We start from the raw sequence: 18,881 nt of genomic DNA, 5'->3' as shown, positions 1-18,881 counted from the left end.
TGAACGCGCGTGCGAATTGATCGGTCAGTGGTTTTGTCAGGTAACTTAAAGGCGTGCGGTTTTCTGTGATCAGGTAGACCTCGGCCTGCATGCCGGACAACAAGGACAGGTTGGCGTTGTTCAGTTCCTTGACAGAGTCACGCGTCAGGCTGACCCAGACCGGGTAGTGCGGCTCTTGCTCTAGCGACGGTGCGATAACCGATATTCAGAGAGGCCGTCGCCTGGTTTGGTTCAAAGGCGTTGCGGGACGGTGAAAGACTGTGGTTCAGACAGGCAGGCAACAGAGCTCAAGAAGCCGAGCAAAACGGACGCTGTCCAGACTGTCGAATTGCAACGCCAGCTCTGCCATTTCATCGGCGCGGTCCGATCCAAGGACGGGGTCGGCGAGCAGGTGGAATTTCTCGTGAATTTCCGCGTCGCTTAGCGGCATGTCTGCATCACCGCGGGGGGTGCGGGGTGCATCGGCGATCTGGCGGCCATCGCGCAGAATAAGCGTCACCTGAGCCCAGCGTTTGTCGGTGCTGATACGCGTCATCTCGGGGTCGTCTATCAGGTGAATGGCGCGGCTGACACGCAGGATGTCGGGGTCGCGCAATGTGTCTGCGCTTAGCTCTTCAATCCCCAGGCGGCCGCGCACAATCATTGCCGCCACCGGAAAGGCAATTGCATATGCAAATTCGTCCTGATTTGCCGGTTCGTGGCCTGCCAGACGGGTGGCGTAGTGAAAGGTTCGGATTTCTACACGTTCGATTTGCTGGTGGGACAGAGCATGTTCGCGCATCAGGTCCCGAACCGAATCAAGTGAGGGATGGGCCCAACGACAACACGGGTAAGCCTTGTAATGCGTGTGATCGACCAACCGCCAACCGGATCCCAGATCGTTCCAGAAGGCGGCGCCGTCATCGCCTTCACAGGTCAGGGCAGGGGCGCCCGTAAAGCCTTCCATGGCCAGATAGGCGGCGGTGACGCCTGATGGTGCCCCCCAGCCGACCCCGTCGCGCAGCATGGTCGGATGATCGATGCAGCGCATCATCTGGCTGCGCGGGCCGTGGTATTCGCCGATACCTGCGGCGTGACGGATATGCTGCGCGTGTCCGCCCAGCAGCTTTGCACCGGCTGCCGCGACGCCCACGGCCGTCCAGGCCCCGGATGTGTGATAATCGGCGCAGGTTGCGTGCTGTACCAGACCGGCGCGATAAGACAGCTCGTACGCAGTCGCCAGAAGCGTGGCAAAGTCGCGCCCGTCCATCTTTGGCGCACTGGCCTGCGCCATCGCGATCAGTGCCGGGAAGATGGCCGATCCCGCATGGCCCTTGCAGGGCGTAGTGCCGTCATGGGCGTCTATACTGTCAATCGTGAAGGCACCGGCCATTGCCGCGCCGACGGGGCTGACCGCGCGCCCGTCCATCAGCATCTGTGCCTGCCCCGCACCGCCCGCCCCGAAAATCAGCGGGGCCACGCGACGCGCGATTCCGGACAGCTCGGTGGTGGCCCCGATGGCCGCGACGCCCATGGTATCAAGAAAGGAGCGGCGCAGAGTCCACAACGCCTGTTCGGGCAAATCCTCATAGCGCAGTCCGGCTGCAAAAGCGTCGAAACTGGGGGTCACGCGTTTATCCTCTGCAATCAGAAGGGCTGTGTTCGCGGCTAACTTTCGTGGGCTTTGCGCAGAATATCCAGAAACAAATTCAACCGACGTCCCTTTGATGCGCTTTTTCGGACAATGGCTGCCATGGTCGACGAAAACTCGGCCTCGGGGCAGTTGATCTGTTTGAGGAAACCGTCCTTCACCAAAGCGCGTGCTTTATGTGTCGGCACGAACCCCAAGTATCGACCGGACAGAACCAGAAGCATCAAAGATTCTTCGTTTTGGACGAATGCGGATTTCCTCAGCATCAACTTTTGGTGAACGGCCATGTTGGGCGAGTTGAAGCTCAGACCGGCATAATTGTATTTGCGCAGCTGGTTCAGGGGGACGATGTCGGACGCGGAATGAAACAGCTCGTGCTCTCGGCCGCAGAACAACCGCATTCTTTCGACATAAAGTTCCGAGTAGGACAGCATCGGCGACTGCCGATGCAAGGGAACGATCCCCAGATTGAAGCGCCCGTTGATGACGCCTTCTTCGATGATGTTCGGCGGCTCCATGGATATGTCCAGCGTCACGCCCGGCGCCTTGTCGATGAATAGTCTGATTGCTTCGTCGAGGTTGGATTCCTCGTTTGAAGTAGAATGATCAAACAAGGCGATACGCAGTTTTCCGGTCAGTTCCGAGCGCACATCGCCCAGCCCGTTCTGGAACTTGTCGATGGCCAGAAACAGCTCATTGGAGGAGTCCAGCACATACTGGCCGTCCGATGTCAGGGAAAACCCGGCGGCCCCCCGATGGCACAGTTTTGCGCCCAGCCGGGTTTCGAGATCGGCAATATGCTTGCTGATCGTCGACCGGCTGATGTTCAGTTCAAACTCTGCCGCTGTGAACCCGCCACAGGAGACGACTGTACGAAAGACCTGAAGCAGCCTTATGTCGACATCAGAGATGCTGGTAATTGCTTTTTTCTGTGGCACGGTTTACGTGTAGTTTTCTGCACCTTTACGTCGATTACTTTATCTTAGCGTTACAGTCAAAACAACTTAGTGTTCGTGCGAAGTGAGTCTAGTGAGCGCTCGTTCATGTCGGAACACTTTCCAAAAACCAACGAACAGGAGGAGGTTTTATGACTCTGCTCAACAGTATCAAAACATTTGCGGCGGTTGCATCGCTTGGCGCATTGGCATTGGCCGCGCCTGCAAGCGCCAAGAACTTCAAGATCGCTGTCGGTGACAGCGGAGGGTCCAGCCAGGAAGCAACCGGCCTTGCCTTCAAGGAAAAACTGGAAGAGCTGTCAGGCGGCAATCACACCGCGACACTGTTCCTGAACGGTCAGCTGGGATCCGAACAGGACACCGTCAACGATGCCGCAATCGGCACGCTGGACATGTCGCTGCTGGCGATCAACAACGTCACGCCGTTCTCGCCAACCGTTGGTGTGTTCACGCTGCCTTACGTGATTCTCAGCCTGGAAGACGCGGAAACGCTGACCCAAGGCCCGATTGGTCAGGAACTGACCGAGAACACCATCAATGACGCCGGTGTTCGCATCATCGCATGGACCTATACGGGTTTCCGCGTTCTGACGAACTCGAAAAAACCGGTCAAGTCGGTTGCTGATCTGGAAGGTCTGGTCATCCGCGTTCCCAAGAACGAGATCATGATCGACACCTACAAGGCGTGGGGCATCAGCCCGACCCCGATGGCATGGTCGGAAACCTTTGCCGGTCTGCAGACCAAAGTTGTGGACGGCCAGGACAACCCCTACACCACCATCAACGCGATGAAGTTCTACGAAGTTCAGGACTACGTCACCGAGATCCGCTATATCTTCTCGATCGAGCCTCTGATCGTGTCCGAGCAGGTATTCCAGGGTCTGTCGGCTGAAGATCAGGCCATGATTCTGGAAGCCGGTGAATACGCCACCAAAGCCTCGGCTCAGTTCCTGCGCGACAAGGAAGCCGAGATCAAAGAACTGCTGGTCGAAAAGGGCATGGAAATCCACGTTCCTGAAAACGACGAGGCAGAGTTCATCGAACTGGCAACCACCGCCGTGTGGCCAAAGTTCTATGACAGCATCGGCGGCGTCGAAAAGCTGAACGCCGTGCTGGCCGCAATCGGCCGCGAGCCGGTCTCGGAATAATAATACAAAAAGACCAAGAGAGCGCCCAAGTGGCGCTCTCTCACTTCTAGGGAGGGGCATATGAAAACCTTTTTAGGGATCCTCAACAATATAGAAAGCTACCTTTGCCGCTTTCTGCTTGCGACATTTGTTTGCTTGTTGTTCCTTCAGGTTGTCGTCCGAACAGTGTTCAATTTCTCGTTCTCCTGGGTCGAGGAGCTGTCTGTCTACATGTTCGTCTGGTTCGTGTTTTTCGGCGCGAGCTATGCGGCCAAGATGGGCGCCCACAACCGGGTGACGTTCCAGTTCAAGTTTCTGCCGCCGCGCGCGATCAAGTATATCGAAGCGTTCGCCGACCTGTTCTGGATCTGCTTCAACCTGTATTTCGTCTATCTGGCGCTGGACTTCATCTTCAACCGTATGAACCGGTTCCAGTCGTCCCAGACGCTCGGGTTCCACCTCAGCTGGGTCTACATCGTTCTTCCCATTGCATTTGCCCTGATGACCGTTCGCATTATTCAGGTGAACTACAAGAAAATCGTTCTGGACGAGGATCTGCGCGATCCGGACAAGGTTGACCTGGAAGAGGTCCGCGCAGAACTCGGCGAAGAAGGGGGCAAGTAATGGGCACCGAAATCATCTATATCCTGTTCGGCGGGTTCCTTCTGCTGTTGTTCATCGGCGCGCCGATCACGGTGGCGTTGGGTGTGTCGACGCTGATCACCTTCCTCGTGCTGGATGAAAACCCGATCAAGTTCGTCCAGATCGCCTTTACCTCGGTGGGGTCCTTCCCGCTGATGGCGCTGCCCGCCTTCATTCTGGCCGGTGCGCTGATGGAGGCGTCGGGCCTGTCCCGCAGGCTGATCAACGTGGCCGAAAGCTTTGCCGGGCCGTTTACCGGCGGCATGTCTGCAGCGGCGGTCTTTGCCTGCCTGTTCTTCGGCGCGATCTCGGGCTCGGGGCCCGCGACAACGGCGGCGGTGGGCATGCTGATGATCCCCGCGATGATCCAGCGGAACTACAGCCGCGACTATGCGTCGGCCATCACGGCCTCGTCCGGTGGTCTGGGCATCGTGATCCCGCCATCGATCCCGCTGATCATCTTCGGCATCGCGGCACTGGGTATGCCACCCCCACCCGAGGCGGTGGCCGAGCATGGCACCTTCCAGACTGTGTCGATTCCGAAACTGTTCATCGCGGGCTTTTTCCCGGCCTTCCTGATTGCCGGAAGCCTGCTGGTCATGAACTACATCCTGGCCAGAAAGCGCGGCTACAAAGGCACGACCGAAGGCTGGTCCGCCCGCCATATCTGGTGCGAGATGTACCGTGGGTTCTGGGCGCTGATGGCACCGGTGGTTATTCTGGGCGGCATCTATTCGGGCTTCTTCACCCCGACCGAGGCGGCGATTGTGGCCATCTTCTACACTCTGATCGTGGGTGCGTTCATCTACCGCGAACTGACATGGCCGAAGCTGTTCACCTCGCTTGAGACCACGACCTGGCTGACCGGCCGCGTGCTGCTGATCATGTTCACGGCGACGGTGTTTGGCCGCCTGCTGGTTGAAAACCAGATCCCCGCCATCATCGCGGACGGGATGCTGTCGATCACCGACAACATCTATATCATCTGGACGCTGGTGATCCTGTTCCTGCTGTTCGTCGGCATGTTCATGGAGACGCTGGCGACCATTCTGATCCTGGTTCCGGTGATGCTGCCGGTGGCCTACAGCATGGGGATCGATCCGATCCACTTTGGTGTTGTCATGGTCTGTACTCTGGGCATCGGCTTCCAGACGCCGCCATTGGGTGAAAACCTGTTCATCGCATCGGGTATTTCCAATATCTCGATCGAGCGTATTTCGGTGGCGGCCCTGCCGTTTGCCTTCATCAACACGGTGGCGATCTTCATTATCGCTTTCGTGCCCGAAATCGCGCTATGGCTCCCAAGGTTCTTTGGGTACTGATCCGCGACACGGAGGAAGAAGACAATGCTACCCAAAATCGAGAATATCCTGATCGCAACGGACCTGTCCGAAAACGCGGACAACGCGCTTCGGCACGCATTGAGCATCGCAATCGCACATGGGGCAAAAGCCCATGTGCTGCATGTCACCGAACCGTTGTCGCAGGATGCCATCGTCACCATGCGGATGTTCATTCAGGACGACAAATCCCGCAAGCAGGCCATCAAGGACCGGCACGATGCCGTGAAGTCTCTGCTGACGGACAATCAGCACGATTTCCTGAAATCGCTGACCCCCGAAGATCAGGAGAAATATTCCGCCGTGTCTTCGGTGGAACTGATCGACGGTCACCCTGCCGAATCGATTCTGAAACGCGCCAGAGAGCTGAAATGCGATCTCATCGTGATGGGGTCGCACGAACATGGCACGTCGCATACGTTTCTGGGCACAGTCGTAAAGCGCGTTCTGCGCAGATCAACCATTCCGACGCTTGTGGTGCCGAACCAGAACTAGCAAAACTCCCCATCGCTTTAGCGACCTGGGCAGCCTTTTGGCTGCCCTCTTTTTTTGGTGCCCCAAGGTTCACAGCCCGCTCCTTTTGGGCTTAGGACCCTGTTCAGGTCGCAAAGAGACAAGTGCACACCGCAAAACACCTAAGCCAAGCGATCCAGAATCGCGCATTGTGGGGTCAAACTGACATGAGAGACCCATGCGCTATTCCGGATTTCGGATCATCAAAGAGGCTTTGACCGGCCACAAAGGGTGGACGCCCGCCTGGCGCGACCCCGCGCCTCAAAGCGAATATGACATCATCGTCGTGGGCGGTGGCGGGCACGGGCTGGCCACCGCCTATTATCTGGCCAAGGAATTCGGCGAGGCCCGGATTGCCGTGCTGGAAAAGGGCTGGATCGGTGGCGGCAATGTGGGGCGGAACACGACCATCATCCGTTCGAACTATCTGCTGGACGGGAATGAACCGTTCTATGAGTTCTCGCTGAAACTGTGGGAGGGGTTGGAACAGGATTTCAACTTCAACGCCATGGTCAGCCAGCGTGGCATTCTGAACCTTGTGCACACCGATGCGCAGCGTGATGCGGCGCGGCGGCGGGGCAATGCCATGATCCTGAACGGCTCGGATGCCGAACTGCTGGATACCGAGGGCGTGCGGGCGATGTACCCGTTCCTGAACTTCAACAATGCGCGGTTCCCGATCAAAGGCGGCTTGCTGCACCGACGCGGCGGCACCGTACGCCATGACGCGGTGGCCTGGGGCTATGCGCGTGGCGCGGATATGCGCGGCGTCGATATCATTCAGAACTGCGAAGTGACGGGTTTTCGCATTGAAAACGGCAAGGTGCAGGGGGTCGAAACCTCACGCGGGTATATCGGGGCCAAGAAAGTCGGGGTGGCCGTTGCCGGATCATCCGGCCGGGTGATGGAAAAGGCGGGGATGCGCCTGCCCATCGAAAGCCACGTGTTGCAGGCTTTTGTCTCGGAAGGGCTGAAGCCGTTGATCGACGGCGTGATCACCTATGGTGCCGGGCATTTCTATTGCAGCCAGTCCGACAAGGGCGGGCTGGTCTTTGGCGGCGATATCGACATGTACAACACCTACGCGCAACGCGGAAACCTGCCCGTGATCGAGGATGTGGTCGAAAGCGGCGTGTCCCTGATCCCGGCCTTGGGTCGCGTGCGCCTGTTGCGGGCCTGGGGCGGCGTCATGGACATGTCGATGGACGGCTCACCCTTCATCGACCGGACGGGGATCGGGGGTCTCTATTTCAATGGTGGCTGGTGTTATGGCGGCTTCAAGGCCACCCCGGCCTCGGGCTGGTGTTTTGCGCATCTGCTGTCCACCGACCGCCCTCATGAGGTTGCAACAGCCTATCGTCTGGACCGGTTCCGCACGGGTCACATGATCGACGAAAAAGGGGTGGGCGCGCAGCCCAACCTGCACTGACGGAGCCGGCATATGATAATAAACCATCCTCTTCTCGGCCCTCGCGATGCGCAGGAATTCGTCTATCTGGGCGACGCTGCCATGATCGACCGCCCCGATTGGCAGGCCGATAACGCGGCCGAGGCGTTTCACGACTATCTATATCTGCGCGACAACCCGGCGGGGGAGCATCAGGAGCTTTGGTATCACGAACAGGGCGACCGGTCCTGGCTGGTGGTCACGCGCAACACGCTGACCCATGAAATTACCGATGTAAAACTGGCCCGCGACGTGGCCCGGGAACGGGGGCGCGGCAGATGAGCGGACAGATCAATCGATTGAGTGGCGGTCTGGTCGACCACGGGCAGAGCCTGAATTTCACCTTTGATGGCAAGCGTTATCAAGGGCTTGCGGGCGATACGCTGGCCTCGGCGTTGTTGGCCAATGGCGTGCGCCTGATGGGCCGGTCCTTCAAATACCATCGTCCGCGTGGGGTTTTAACCGCTGGATCGGAGGAACCGAATGCTCTGGTCGAACTGCGCTCGGGCGGGCGGCAAGAGCCGAATACGCGCGCCACTGTGGCGGAGCTGTATGAAGGGCTGGACGCGCGTTCGCAGAATCGCTGGCCGTCACTGCAGCGGGATGTTCTGGCGGTCAATGACCTGTTCAGCAATTTCCTGACGGCGGGCTTCTACTACAAGACCTTCATGTGGCCCAAGGCGTTTTGGGAGAAGCTGTACGAGCCGATTATCCGCCGCGCTGCCGGATTGGGCAGTGTTTCGGGACAGGATGATCCAGACCCATACGACAAGGGTTTCCTGCATTGCGACTTGCTGGTGATTGGGGCCGGTCCTGCCGGTTTGTCGGCGGCCCTGACCGCAGGGCGCGCTGGGGCGCGGGTGATACTGGCGGATGAGGATTTTGCCCTTGGTGGTCGGCTGAATTCGGAATCCTATGCCATCGACGACATGGCCGGGTCGGACTGGGCAGCTCAGGCCGTGGCCGAACTGACGTCGATGGACAATGTGCGCCTGCTGCCGCGCACAACGATTGTCGGCGCGTTCGATCATGGCATCTACGGCGCGGTCGAGCGGGTGGCCGACCACAAACCGCAACCCGGTTCGGCAGAGCCACGCCAGATCTTCTGGCGGATCTACTCGAAACGGGCGGTTCTGTGCGCCGGCGCAACCGAGCGCCCCATAGCCTTCCCGAATAATGACCGGCCCGGGATCATGATGTCGGGGGCTGTGCGATCCTACACCAATCGCTGGGCGGTGACGCCGCATGAACGTGTCGCAGTGTTCACCAACAACGACGACGGGCATCGCACGGCTGCGGATCTGATGGCAAAGGGCGTCAAAGTTGCCGCGGTCATTGACACGCGGGCCGATGCGCCTGCGGTCGACGGTGCGGAGCTGTTCGCCGGGGCTCAGGTCATTGGAAGCAAAGGGCGGCTGGGTCTTGAGACCGTCACGATCCAGACGCAACAGGGCTTTACCCACGACATCATCTGCGGGGCGCTGGCTGTCTCTGGCGGCTGGAACCCAAATGTGCATCTGACCTGTCATCAGCGCGGGCGACCCCAGTGGAACGAAGCGCTGGCTGCGTTTGTGCCAGGTGAGTCTCTGCCGGTTGGCCTGTCGGTCGCGGGTGCGGCGGCGGGAGTGTTGTCCACCCATGGAGCTATGGAAACGGGCGCCGCGCGTGCCGTCGAAGCTCTGGCTGATATGGGCATTCAGGCCACGCCGGGTGATGTTCCAACAGCCGAGGATGCTGCGGTCAATCTGCAACCCTTCTGGTATGTGAAGCAGGGCAAAGGTCGGGCCTGGATCGACCAGCAGAACGATGTGACCGTCAAGGATGTGAAACTGGCGCATCAGGAGAATTACGTCTCGGTCGAGCATCTCAAGCGCTACACAACCCTCGGGATGGCGACCGATCAGGGCAAGACCTCGAATATGGGTGGTCTGGCGGTGATGGCCGAGATGACCGGCAAGTCGATCCCCGAGACCGGTACAACCATCTTCCGTCCGCCCTATACACCGGTGGCGATGGGCACTTTGGCAGGCCGTGCAGTCGGCAAGCACTTCCACCCCACCCGCAAAACTCCCAGCCACACATGGGCCACCGAGCAGGGCGCGGTATTCACCGAAGTCGGCGACTGGCTGCGCGCGCAATGGTATCCGCGCAAGGGCGAGACCCACTGGCGGCAATCGGTGGATCGCGAGGTTCTGGCCACCCGCAACTCGGTCGGCATCTGCGATGTGACCACGCTGGGCAAGATCGACGTGCAGGGAGCGGATGCGGCTGAGTTTTTGAACAAGATCTACTCAAACGCATTTGCCAAACTGCCCGTCGGCAAGGTGCGCTATGGGTTGATGCTGCGCGAGGACGGGATCGCCTATGATGACGGCACCGCCGCGCGGTTTGCCGAGGATCATTTCGTTGTCACCACAACCACAGCCAACGCGGTGCTGGTCTATCGCCAGATGGAATTCGCGCGGCAATGCCTGTGGCCCGATCTGGATGTTCAGCTGATCTCGACCACAGAAGCCTGGGCGCAATATGCGGTGGCAGGTCCGAACGCGCGCAAGTTGCTGCAAAAGGTGGTTGATGCCGAGTTTGACATTTCGAACGAGGCCTTCCCCTTCATGGCCTGTGGCGAGATCACCGTCTGTGGCGGTTGCCGCGCGCGGCTGTTCCGTATCTCGTTCAGCGGTGAGCTGGCCTATGAGATCGCCGTACCCACCCGCTATGGCGACGCCCTGATCCGGGCGCTGATGGAGGCAGGGGAAGAGTTCGATGCGACCCCGTATGGCACCGAAGCATTGGGCGTCATGCGGATCGAAAAGGGCCATGCAACCGGGAATGAGATTAACGGGACCACAACGGCCCTAAACCTCGGCCTGGGGCGGATGGTCAGCAAGAAGAAGGACTGTATCGGCAATACGCTCAGCGAGCGGGACGGGTTGAATGAACCGGATGCCTTGCGGCTGGTCGGGCTGAAACCTGTCGATGCCAGCCGGACCGTGACAGCCGGGGGGCACCTGATGAACAAGGGCGGCCCTGTCGATGCGGCCCACGATCAGGGTTATGTCACCTCGGCGGCCTATTCCCCGATCCTTGGGTCTTCGATCGGGTTGGGCCTTTTGAAGAACGGGGCCGAGCGGATGGGTGAGGTCATGCGTCTGGTCAATCCGCTGGAAGGGTCCGAGACCGAGGTCGAAATTGTCAGCGCCCATTTTGTCGATCCGGAAGGGGAGCGTTTGCGTGCATAAACTGAAAGCCATAACCGCCCTTGGATCTACCGAGGCACGCGTCTCGACCATCGCAGGGCTGACGATAACCGAGGTGACAGACCGCGCTCTGGCCGCTGTTTCGATGCGTCTGGGGCAGGGCGCGGAATTTGCCAAACGGGCCAAAGACGTTTTGGGGTTCGATCTGCCGGGTCCCGGCGGCGCGGCTGTTGGGTCGCCATTTTCCGGCTTCTGGCTTGGCCCGGACAGCTGGATGATCGATGCGGATTACGCGGCGCATGAAACGCTGGCTGCAGACCTCAAGTCGGCCATGCAACAGACCGCTTCGGTGGTTGAGCAGACCGACGGATGGTGCCAGTTCGACGTCACCGGCCCGACGGCCTGCGATCTGTTCGAACGGTTGTGCAACGTGGACATTCGCGCGATGAAGGCCCAGACCGCGACACGTTGCTCCATTCATCACATCGGCTGCTACCTCTGGTGCCTTGAGGCCGGTCAAAGCTTTGCCGTGCTTGGGCCACGGTCGTCTGCCGGGTCCCTGCATCACGCATTGGAAGAGGCGGCGCAGGCCATCTCGGTCGGCTGAAACGATCAGTGCAACACGGTATCGCGGGTGACGCGGAACCGGTTACGCTCTTGCCGGTCCTGGCGCGGGGACGCGCCGAACTGTTCTGCATAGTGGCGCGACATGGCGGTTGGGTTGGTGTAGCCGATGGCGTGGGCAATCGATGTCAGGGAATCCTGCGTGTAGATCACCAATTGCCGTGCCGCGCGCAGGCGCAGATGCCGGTAGTATTCTGCCGGGCTTTGATCCAGCGCCTGACGGAAGCAGCGTTCCAGATGTCGCGAGGATACACCGACCTGACGCGCAACATCGCGCGTGGTCAGTGGAAATTCCAGATTGTCGGCAAATAACCGGACCGCACGGGCCACGACATGCGGCAGATGATCGGCGGTTTCGTCGGTTTGAAAGGTCGGCGTTTTTTGCGGGATATTGGGGCTGCGGATCGCGGGGTGCTGGAACCAGCAGGCGACCTCAGTCATCGTGGCCTCACCCAGCATGGCTTCGACCATGTGCAAGGACAGATCAAAGGCCGAGGCCGCGCCGGATGCGGTGCAACAGCGCCGGTTCACCGCGATCACGTCATCGGTTACGGCAATCTGGGGAAATTCGGCCTCGAACGCCGTACGGTACAGCCAATGGACCGAGCAGGTCTGCCCCTGCAAAACGCCCGAGCGGGCCAGTGGGAACACCCCGCCGCTGATCGCGCCCAACCGTGTGCCGTGGCGTGCGAGATAGCGCAGTTGCGCCGTAACCTCGGCAGGCGCGCTGAACTGGCCATCGGGTTCGGACAGAACAATCAGAAGATCGACATCGCGCAAGGCCTTCAGGGCGCACTCGGTTTGGAACGGGATACCCGCGCTGGCGGTAACGGGGCCTGCGTCCTCGGAACACAGCACCCAGGAAAACACCTGTTTGCGCGCGATTTCATTGGCGGCGCGCAACGGCTCGATCACCGAGGTCAGACAGGCCATCGGAAAGCCGGGCAGCAGCAGGAAGCCAACCGAAATCCGGTCTCGCCCGTCGAAATCAAGATCCTTTAAAGGGGCCGATAACTGGTGCATGTCAGCTTCCGTTGCAGGGAATTTCGATATACTATGGGGAAAAATACTTTCCTGACAAGAGTGGCTACACAAATCAGGGTCTCGTGTGCCATGGTTGGCAGAACCACCCTCAGGGATCAAGGGAATAGCAATGGCGCAGGCCGAAACGACCGATGACAAGCTGACATTGTCGCAGGACCCGCACAGGGTTCGGGACAGCGGTGAAAAGAATCTGGAAACGGCAATCGGGCGCGAAATCAAGGCGTTGCGCCTGCAGCAAGGGACAACGATTGCCGAATTGTCCGGGTTGACCGGCCTGTCGATCAGTATGTTGTCCAAAATCGAGAACGGGGCGACCTCGCCTTCCCTGACAACCCTCCAGTCTCTGGCCGATGCGCTGAGCACGCCGATCACATCGTTTTTCCGACGTTATGAAGAAACCCGCAACGCGGTGCACACCAAATCGGGCGAAGGGGTCGAGACCGAGCGGGCCGGCACGCGGGCCGGGCACCACTATACCCTACTGGGTCATTTGGGGGCCAATGCCAGCGGTGTCGTGGTGGAACCCTACCTGATCACGCTGACCGAGGAATCTGACCGCTTTCCGACATTCCAGCATGACGGGATTGAGATGCTGTATCTGCTGGAAGGTGAAGTGGATTACCGTCACGGGGACAGCATTTTTTCGATGAAGCCGGGCGACACGCTTTTCTTCGATGCCGATGCCCCGCATGGGCCAGAGGGTCTGGTGAAACTGCCTGCAAAATACCTGTCGATCATCTCGTATCCACAGACAAGCTGACCATTTTCATCATTGGTGTCGTCTAAACCGGGCTGCTTGAGTGCTGCGCCGGACCGTGGACCTATTCCTGTTTTGTGGATTTTCCTCACAGGAATATTTATTTCTCAGTGTTGTTTTTCACACTTCGGCCTGCTAGCGTCAGATTCGACGAAATTTCAGAGGACCAAAGCGGATGTGTGGAATTGTCGGTCTGTTTCTCAAGGACAAGAGTTTGGAGCCTGAACTGGGCTCGATGCTGACGGATATGCTGGTCACGATGACGGACCGGGGACCGGACAGCGCTGGGATTGCGATTTATGGCGCCGAGTCCGATGGGACAGCAAAGCTGACGGTGCAATCGGATGCGGCGGATGAAGACTTTGCAACGTTGGCCGCTGATCTGGGCGAGGCGATTGGCGCGCAGGTTTCCTTGCAGGCCAACGACACGCATGCGGTACTGCAGATGGACGGTGCCAAGGTCGAACAGGCCCGTCAGGCCGTGCGCGAACTGCGCCCCGGTCTGCGCGTGATGTCGGACGGCGCGGCGATTGAGATCTACAAGGAGGTTGGCCTGCCACGGGATGTGGCCGACCGGTTCAACCTGTCGACCATGGGCGGCAGCCACGGCATCGGTCACACGCGGATGGCCACCGAATCCGCTGTGACCACCGAAGGCGCACACCCTTTCAACACCGGCTCGGATCAGTGCCTGGTGCATAACGGCTCGCTTTCGAACCACAACGCGTTGCGACGCAAGCTCAAGCGTGAAGGCGTGCGGGTGGAGTCGATGAATGATACCGAAGTTGGCGCGGCCTACCTGACCTGGAAGATGCAGAACGGGGCCACCTTGGGTGAGGCGCTGGAAAGCAGTCTGGAAGATCTCGATGGGTTCTTTACCTTTGTCGTCGGTACCAAGGATGGGTTCGGCGTGGTGCGCGACCCCATCGCCTGCAAACCGGCGGTGATGGCCGAGACCGATCAATATGTGGCCTTCGGCAGCGAATACCGCGCTTTGGTCAACCTGCCGGGCATCGAAGACGCCAGGGTCTGGGAACCCGAACCCGCAACCGTCTATTTCTGGAGCCACTGAGATGCAGACTTACGATGTTGCAGAAAACGGCCTGCGCGGTTTGAATTCAACCCTTCAGGCCCAAAGCGCCGACACCAACCAGACCAGTTGGGAAGTGCGGAACCCCAAGGGCAGCCACGCCATTGCCGTGGGGTTGGACGCGCCCATTGAGGTGACGGTCAAAGGGTCCACCGGCTATTATTGTGCAGGGATGAACCAGCAGGCGACCATCAAAGTCGAAGGCTCGGTTGGTCCGGGCGTGGCCGAGAACATGATGTCGGGCACCGTGATTGTCGATGGTGATGCCAGCCAATATGCCGGGGCCACTGGGCATGGTGGTTTGCTGGTGATCAAGGGCAATGCCAGCTCGCGCTGCGGGATCTCGATGAAGGGGATCGATATCGTCGTGCATGGCAATATCGGTCATATGTCGGCCTTCATGGCGCAGGATGGCAATCTGGTTGTCTGCGGCGATGCGGGCGATGCGCTTGGCGACTCGCTGTACGAGGCGCGGTTGTTTGTGCGCGGCTCGGTCAAAAGCCTTGGGGCGGACTGCATCGAGAAAGAGATGCGGCCCGAGCACCTTGAATTGTTGGCCGATCTGCTGGACCGCGCCGGAGCGGACGCCAAACCGGAAGAGTTCAAGCGGTACGGCTCGGCCCGTCAGCTCTACAATTTCGACGTCGACAACGCGGCTGCTTACTGAGGATATGGGTATGAAAGACACAGATCACGCCATCCCCCGCACCATGCCGATCCAGTCGGCGACCTTTACCAACCCGATCAATGCCGAAATCCGGCGGGCGGCGGCGACCGGCATCTATGACATTCGCGGTGGCGGTGCCAAACGCAAGGTGCCCCATTTTGACGACCTGCTGTTTCTGGGTGCCTCGGTGTCGCGCTACCCGCTGGAAGGCTACCGCGAACGCTGCGACACCTCGGTCACGCTGGGCACGCGCTTTGCCAAGAACCCGATTCAACTGGACATCCCGATCACCATTGCGGGCATGAGCTTTGGGGCCTTGTCCGGCCCGGCAAAAGAGGCTTTGGGCCGCGGCGCTTCCGCGGCGGGTACGTCGACCACCACGGGTGATGGCGGCATGACACCCGAGGAACGCGGCCATTCGTCCAAGCTGGTCTATCAGTACCTGCCCTCACGCTATGGCATGAACCCCAATGACCTGCGCAAGGCCGACGCGATCGAAATCGTGGTCGGTCAGGGCGCAAAACCCGGTGGCGGCGGCATGTTGCTGGGTCAAAAGATCAGCGACCGCGTGGCCGAGATGCGCACCCTGCCGAAAGGCATCGACCAGCGCTCGGCCTGTCGTCACCCGGACTGGACCGGCCCGGACGATCTGGAAATCAAGATCCTTGAACTGCGCGAGATTACCGGCTGGCAGGTTCCGATCTACGTCAAGGTTGGCGCGACCCGGCCCTATTACGACACTGCGCTGGCGGTGAAGGCCGGGGCCGATGTGGTAGTGATGGACGGGATGCAGGGCGGCACTGCCGCAACGCAGGATGTGTTCATCGAGCATGTGGGCCTGCCGACGCTGTCGTGTATCCGCCCTGCCGTGCAGGCGCTGCAGGATCTGGGTGTGCACCGCGAGGTGCAACTGGTGATCTCGGGCGGTATCCGCACCGGCGCTGATGTGGCCAAGGCTATGGCATTGGGCGCAGATGCGGTGGCCATCGGGACTGCGGCTTTGATCGCCTTGGGCGACAATGACCCGAAATGGGAATCCGAGTACCAAAAGCTGGGCACCACCACCGGGGCTTATGATGACTGGCACGAAGGGCAGGACCCTGCGGGTATCACCACGCAGGACCCGGATCTGGCCGCGCGGCTGGACCCGGTCGAAGCGGGCCGCCGGTTGCGCAACTACCTGAAGGTGATGACCCTTGAGGCGCAGACCATCGCGCGCGCATGTGGCCATAATCACCTGCACAATCTGGAGCCCGAGGATCTGTGCGCCCTGACGATGGAGGCCGCCGCCATGGCGCGCGTCCCATTGGCGGGCACCGACTGGTATCCCGGCAAGGCCGGGTTCTGAACTGCAAGCGAAATGAAGGCGCGGCCCAAACGGGCGGCGCCTTTCTTCTTTTGAACCAACAGGGAAAGGAAGGCCGACCATGACGACAGATCTGGCAGCTTTCGCCAAGGAAAAAGGCGTCAAATATTTCATGATTTCGTTCACCGATCTGTTCGGTGGGCAACGGGCCAAGCTGGTCCCCGCGCAGGCTATTGCGGATATGCAGGAAGAGGGCGCAGGTTTTGCCGGGTTTGCCACCTGGCTGGATATGACCCCGGCGCATCCCGACATGCTGGCGGTGCCCGATCCGTCCTCGGTGATCCAACTGCCCTGGAAGCCCGAGGTCGCCTGGGTCGCTGGTAATTGCGTGATGGAGGGCGAGGACGTCGCCCAGGCCCCGCGCAACGTGCTGCGCCGCCTGATCGACGAGGCCGCCGACATGGGCATGCATGTCAAAACCGGGATCGAGGCCGAGTTCTTCCTGCTGACGCCCGATGGCGAGCAGATCAGCGATCCGTTCGATACGGCCGAAAAGCCTTGCTACGACCAGCAGGCGGTGATGCGCCGTTATGACGTGGTACGCGAGATCTGCGACTACATGCTGGAACTGGGTTGGGGGCCGTATCAGAACGACCACGAGGACGCCAATGGCCAGTTCGAAATGAACTGGGAATTTGACGATGCCTTGCGCACCGCCGACAAGCATTCCTTCTTCAAGTTCATGACCAAATCGGTAGCGGAAAAGCACGGCTTCCGCGCCACCTTCATGCCGAAACCGGTCGAGGGGCTGACGGGCAATGGCTGCCATGCCCACATCTCGGTCTGGGATGCGCCGGGCGCGGATGCAAAGACCAATGTGTTTGCCGGTGAGGGTGACGGTCCGACGGGCGAGGTCGGTCTGAGCGAACAGGGAAAACATTTCCTCGGCGGCATCATGAAGCACGCAAGCGCGCTGGCGGCGATCACCAACCCGACGGTGAACTCGTACAAACGCATCAACGCCCCGCGCACCATGTCGGGTGCTACATGGGCTCCGAATACTGTCACGTGGACCGGCAACAACCGCACCCACATGGTCCGCGTCCCAGGACCGGGCCGGTTCGAACTGCGTCTGGCCGATGGCGCGACAAACCCCTATCTGCTGCAAGCGGTGATTATCGCGGCGGGCCTGTCGGGCATTCGGTCCAAGGCCGATCCGGGCCGCCGCTATGACATCGACATGTATGCCGAGGGCCATACGGTGACCGACGCACCCAAACTGCCGCTGAACATGCTGGACGCGCTGCGCGACTATGACAAGGATACCGAGTTGAAGGCTGCGATGGGCGAAGAATTCTCCGCCGCGTTTCTGAAGATGAAACATCAGGAATGGAACTCTTTCGTCAGCCATTTCTCGCGCTGGGAAAAAGAGCACACGCTGGATATCTGAGGTTCATCGCCCTTTTTGAAACAGGGAAAGGCCGGAGTGTTTCGCAGTCCGGCCTTGTAGCATGACGGAGCGCGCCCGCCTCAGACGCCTTCGATCAGCGCAATATCCGCCTGACATGCATCCCGGCGCCTTTCTCGTGCTGCGCGGTATTCGTCAGAGGCATAGCAGGCGCGAGCGTCCTCGATACTGTCGAACTCGATGATCACCCGGCGTTGCCATGGGTGGCCTTCCAGCGTTTCGGCCTCGCCCCGGGCCAGGAACCGCGCGCCGAATTTCTGAAAGGCCGCTGGGGCGATATCCTGATAGCCCTTATAGGCCTCGGGGTCGGTGACGGTGACGTTGGCGATCCAATAGGCTTTGGGTTTTTCACTCAACTTGGTTTCTTTCATCCGATGCAAACAGCCGTTCGGCGATTTTGGTGGTGTCGTCCAGATGCCGCTCGACCGCTGCGCGGGCGGCGACCGGGTCGCCCGAGGTAATGGCGTCGCAGATCTGTTCCATATGGGTCAGGCCGGGCTGATCCCGATCGTCCGAAGACAGGGTCATCATGCGCAGCCTGCTGATCCGGCCATTCAGGCGCTGAACGATATCCCAGGCGATGTAGTGACCCGCGCCATCGAAAATCTCGGAGTAGAAATCCGCCGTGGCGCGGAACAGGGCACCCGGTGCCTTGTTCTCAAACCCGCGTCTGAGATGGTCCAGCGCCTGTCGCAGCGCGCCTGCGCGTTCGGGCGTGACATTGCGCGCGTAGTTTTCTGCGGCGGCAGTTTCGAGCATGCGGCGAATATCGTAGATCTGGCGTGCATCCTCCCACGACATGACGGCAACGATGGGTCCGCGCCCGGGCAGGATGTCTACCAGACCTTCGGCTTCGAGATAACGAATGGTTTCGCGGATCACGGTTCGGCTGACGCCCAACTGATCGCAAAGCGGGCGTTCGACCAGCCGCTCTCCGGGTTCGAACGTGCCTTCGATGATCGCCTCGCGCATCCGTTCCTGAACCATATCGCGCAGGGTCGCGGGGGGGTGGTCTATCTTGGTCAGTTTGGGTTCCGTCATGGCCAGATACCTATCGGTTTGGAAGATCGCTC

Annotated in this window: 18 protein-coding genes; 13 read left to right on the top strand and 5 right to left on the bottom strand. The window is 59.9% G+C overall.

Features of this window, described 5'->3' with window-relative positions:
• Positions 1-265 precede the first annotated feature (265 nt).
• Positions 266-1,609: an MmgE/PrpD family protein gene (locus ACR0AC_RS11110; protein WP_480873370.1), complete on the bottom strand. Its 1,344-nt coding sequence runs from the start codon at positions 1,607-1,609 to the stop codon at positions 266-268.
• Positions 1,610-1,647: 38 nt separating this feature from the next.
• Positions 1,648-2,568 (bottom strand): LysR family transcriptional regulator, encoded by a 921-nt coding sequence (locus ACR0AC_RS11105; RefSeq protein WP_480873368.1) that lies wholly within the window; start codon positions 2,566-2,568, stop codon positions 1,648-1,650.
• 149 nt (positions 2,569-2,717) lie between these two features.
• Here ACR0AC_RS11105 and ACR0AC_RS11100 point away from each other — a divergent pair, with 149 nt between their 5' ends.
• The 8 genes from ACR0AC_RS11100 (at position 2,718) to ACR0AC_RS11065 (ending at position 11,459) form a co-directional block, all read left to right on the top strand.
• The gene (locus ACR0AC_RS11100) at positions 2,718-3,734 is read left to right on the top strand and encodes a TRAP transporter substrate-binding protein (protein ID WP_480873366.1); all 1,017 of its coding nucleotides are present in this window, start codon (positions 2,718-2,720) and stop codon (positions 3,732-3,734) included.
• 60 nt (positions 3,735-3,794) lie between these two features.
• Entirely contained in the window at positions 3,795-4,337 is a 543-nt protein-coding gene (locus ACR0AC_RS11095; protein ID WP_170622569.1) for a TRAP transporter small permease, read from the top strand.
• Positions 4,337-5,677, top strand: a complete 1,341-nt coding sequence (locus tag ACR0AC_RS11090; protein ID WP_170622570.1) for a TRAP transporter large permease — start codon at positions 4,337-4,339, stop codon at positions 5,675-5,677. The genes ACR0AC_RS11095 and ACR0AC_RS11090 overlap by 1 nt, the downstream gene beginning before the upstream one ends.
• A 24-nt stretch (positions 5,678-5,701) precedes the next feature.
• Positions 5,702-6,190 (top strand): universal stress protein, encoded by a 489-nt coding sequence (locus tag ACR0AC_RS11085; RefSeq protein WP_170622571.1) that lies wholly within the window; start codon positions 5,702-5,704, stop codon positions 6,188-6,190.
• A gap of 196 nt (positions 6,191-6,386) precedes the next feature.
• A complete protein-coding gene (locus ACR0AC_RS11080) occupies positions 6,387-7,637 on the top strand; it encodes a sarcosine oxidase subunit beta family protein (RefSeq protein WP_480873363.1) in 1,251 nt (416 codons plus the stop codon).
• A 12-nt stretch (positions 7,638-7,649) separates the two neighbouring features.
• On the top strand, positions 7,650-7,937 hold the full coding sequence (locus ACR0AC_RS11075) for a sarcosine oxidase subunit delta (RefSeq protein ID WP_170630557.1): 288 nt from the start codon (positions 7,650-7,652) through the stop codon (positions 7,935-7,937).
• Entirely contained in the window at positions 7,934-10,894 is a 2,961-nt protein-coding gene (locus tag ACR0AC_RS11070) for a sarcosine oxidase subunit alpha family protein (RefSeq protein ID WP_480873361.1), read from the top strand. The genes ACR0AC_RS11075 and ACR0AC_RS11070 overlap by 4 nt, the downstream gene beginning before the upstream one ends.
• A complete protein-coding gene (locus tag ACR0AC_RS11065) occupies positions 10,887-11,459 on the top strand; it encodes a sarcosine oxidase subunit gamma (RefSeq protein WP_480873359.1) in 573 nt (190 codons plus the stop codon). The genes ACR0AC_RS11070 and ACR0AC_RS11065 overlap by 8 nt, the downstream gene beginning before the upstream one ends.
• A 5-nt stretch (positions 11,460-11,464) precedes the next feature.
• On the opposite strand, the gene ACR0AC_RS11060 is transcribed toward ACR0AC_RS11065, so the two are convergent.
• Entirely contained in the window at positions 11,465-12,499 is a 1,035-nt protein-coding gene (locus ACR0AC_RS11060) for a GlxA family transcriptional regulator (protein WP_480873357.1), read from the bottom strand.
• A 130-nt stretch (positions 12,500-12,629) separates the two neighbouring features.
• Between ACR0AC_RS11060 and ACR0AC_RS11055 the strand changes: the two genes are divergently transcribed.
• The 5 genes from ACR0AC_RS11055 to glnT all read left to right on the top strand — a co-directional run bounded on the left by ACR0AC_RS11055 (position 12,630) and on the right by glnT (position 17,790).
• Entirely contained in the window at positions 12,630-13,280 is a 651-nt protein-coding gene (locus ACR0AC_RS11055) for a helix-turn-helix domain-containing protein (protein WP_480873355.1), read from the top strand.
• A 172-nt stretch (positions 13,281-13,452) separates the two neighbouring features.
• Positions 13,453-14,349, top strand: coding sequence for a class II glutamine amidotransferase (locus ACR0AC_RS11050; protein WP_480873353.1), 897 nt, complete (start codon positions 13,453-13,455; stop codon positions 14,347-14,349).
• A gap of 1 nt (position 14,350) precedes the next feature.
• Positions 14,351-15,034: a protein GlxC gene (locus ACR0AC_RS11045; protein WP_480873351.1), complete on the top strand. Its 684-nt coding sequence runs from the start codon at positions 14,351-14,353 to the stop codon at positions 15,032-15,034.
• A gap of 10 nt (positions 15,035-15,044) precedes the next feature.
• On the top strand, positions 15,045-16,382 hold the full coding sequence (locus ACR0AC_RS11040; RefSeq protein WP_170622580.1) for an FMN-binding glutamate synthase family protein: 1,338 nt from the start codon (positions 15,045-15,047) through the stop codon (positions 16,380-16,382).
• A 79-nt stretch (positions 16,383-16,461) separates the two neighbouring features.
• The gene (gene glnT, locus ACR0AC_RS11035; protein WP_480873348.1) at positions 16,462-17,790 is read left to right on the top strand and encodes a type III glutamate--ammonia ligase; all 1,329 of its coding nucleotides are present in this window, start codon (positions 16,462-16,464) and stop codon (positions 17,788-17,790) included.
• A gap of 80 nt (positions 17,791-17,870) precedes the next feature.
• Here glnT and ACR0AC_RS11030 read toward each other — a convergent pair whose 3' ends face one another.
• Together ACR0AC_RS11030 and ACR0AC_RS11025 are read right to left on the bottom strand one after the other, a co-directional pair.
• Entirely contained in the window at positions 17,871-18,164 is a 294-nt protein-coding gene (locus ACR0AC_RS11030; protein WP_480584133.1) for a DUF1330 domain-containing protein, read from the bottom strand.
• The gene (locus ACR0AC_RS11025) at positions 18,157-18,849 is read right to left on the bottom strand and encodes a GntR family transcriptional regulator (RefSeq protein ID WP_480873346.1); all 693 of its coding nucleotides are present in this window, start codon (positions 18,847-18,849) and stop codon (positions 18,157-18,159) included. Before ACR0AC_RS11025 ends, ACR0AC_RS11030 begins: the two co-directional genes overlap by 8 nt.
• Positions 18,850-18,881: the final 32 nt, after the last annotated feature.

Source organism: Ruegeria sp. H7 (assembly GCF_056532945.1).
The sequence above is the reverse complement of the archived record's forward strand: the minus strand, read 5'-3'. Positions and strand labels throughout refer to the sequence as shown.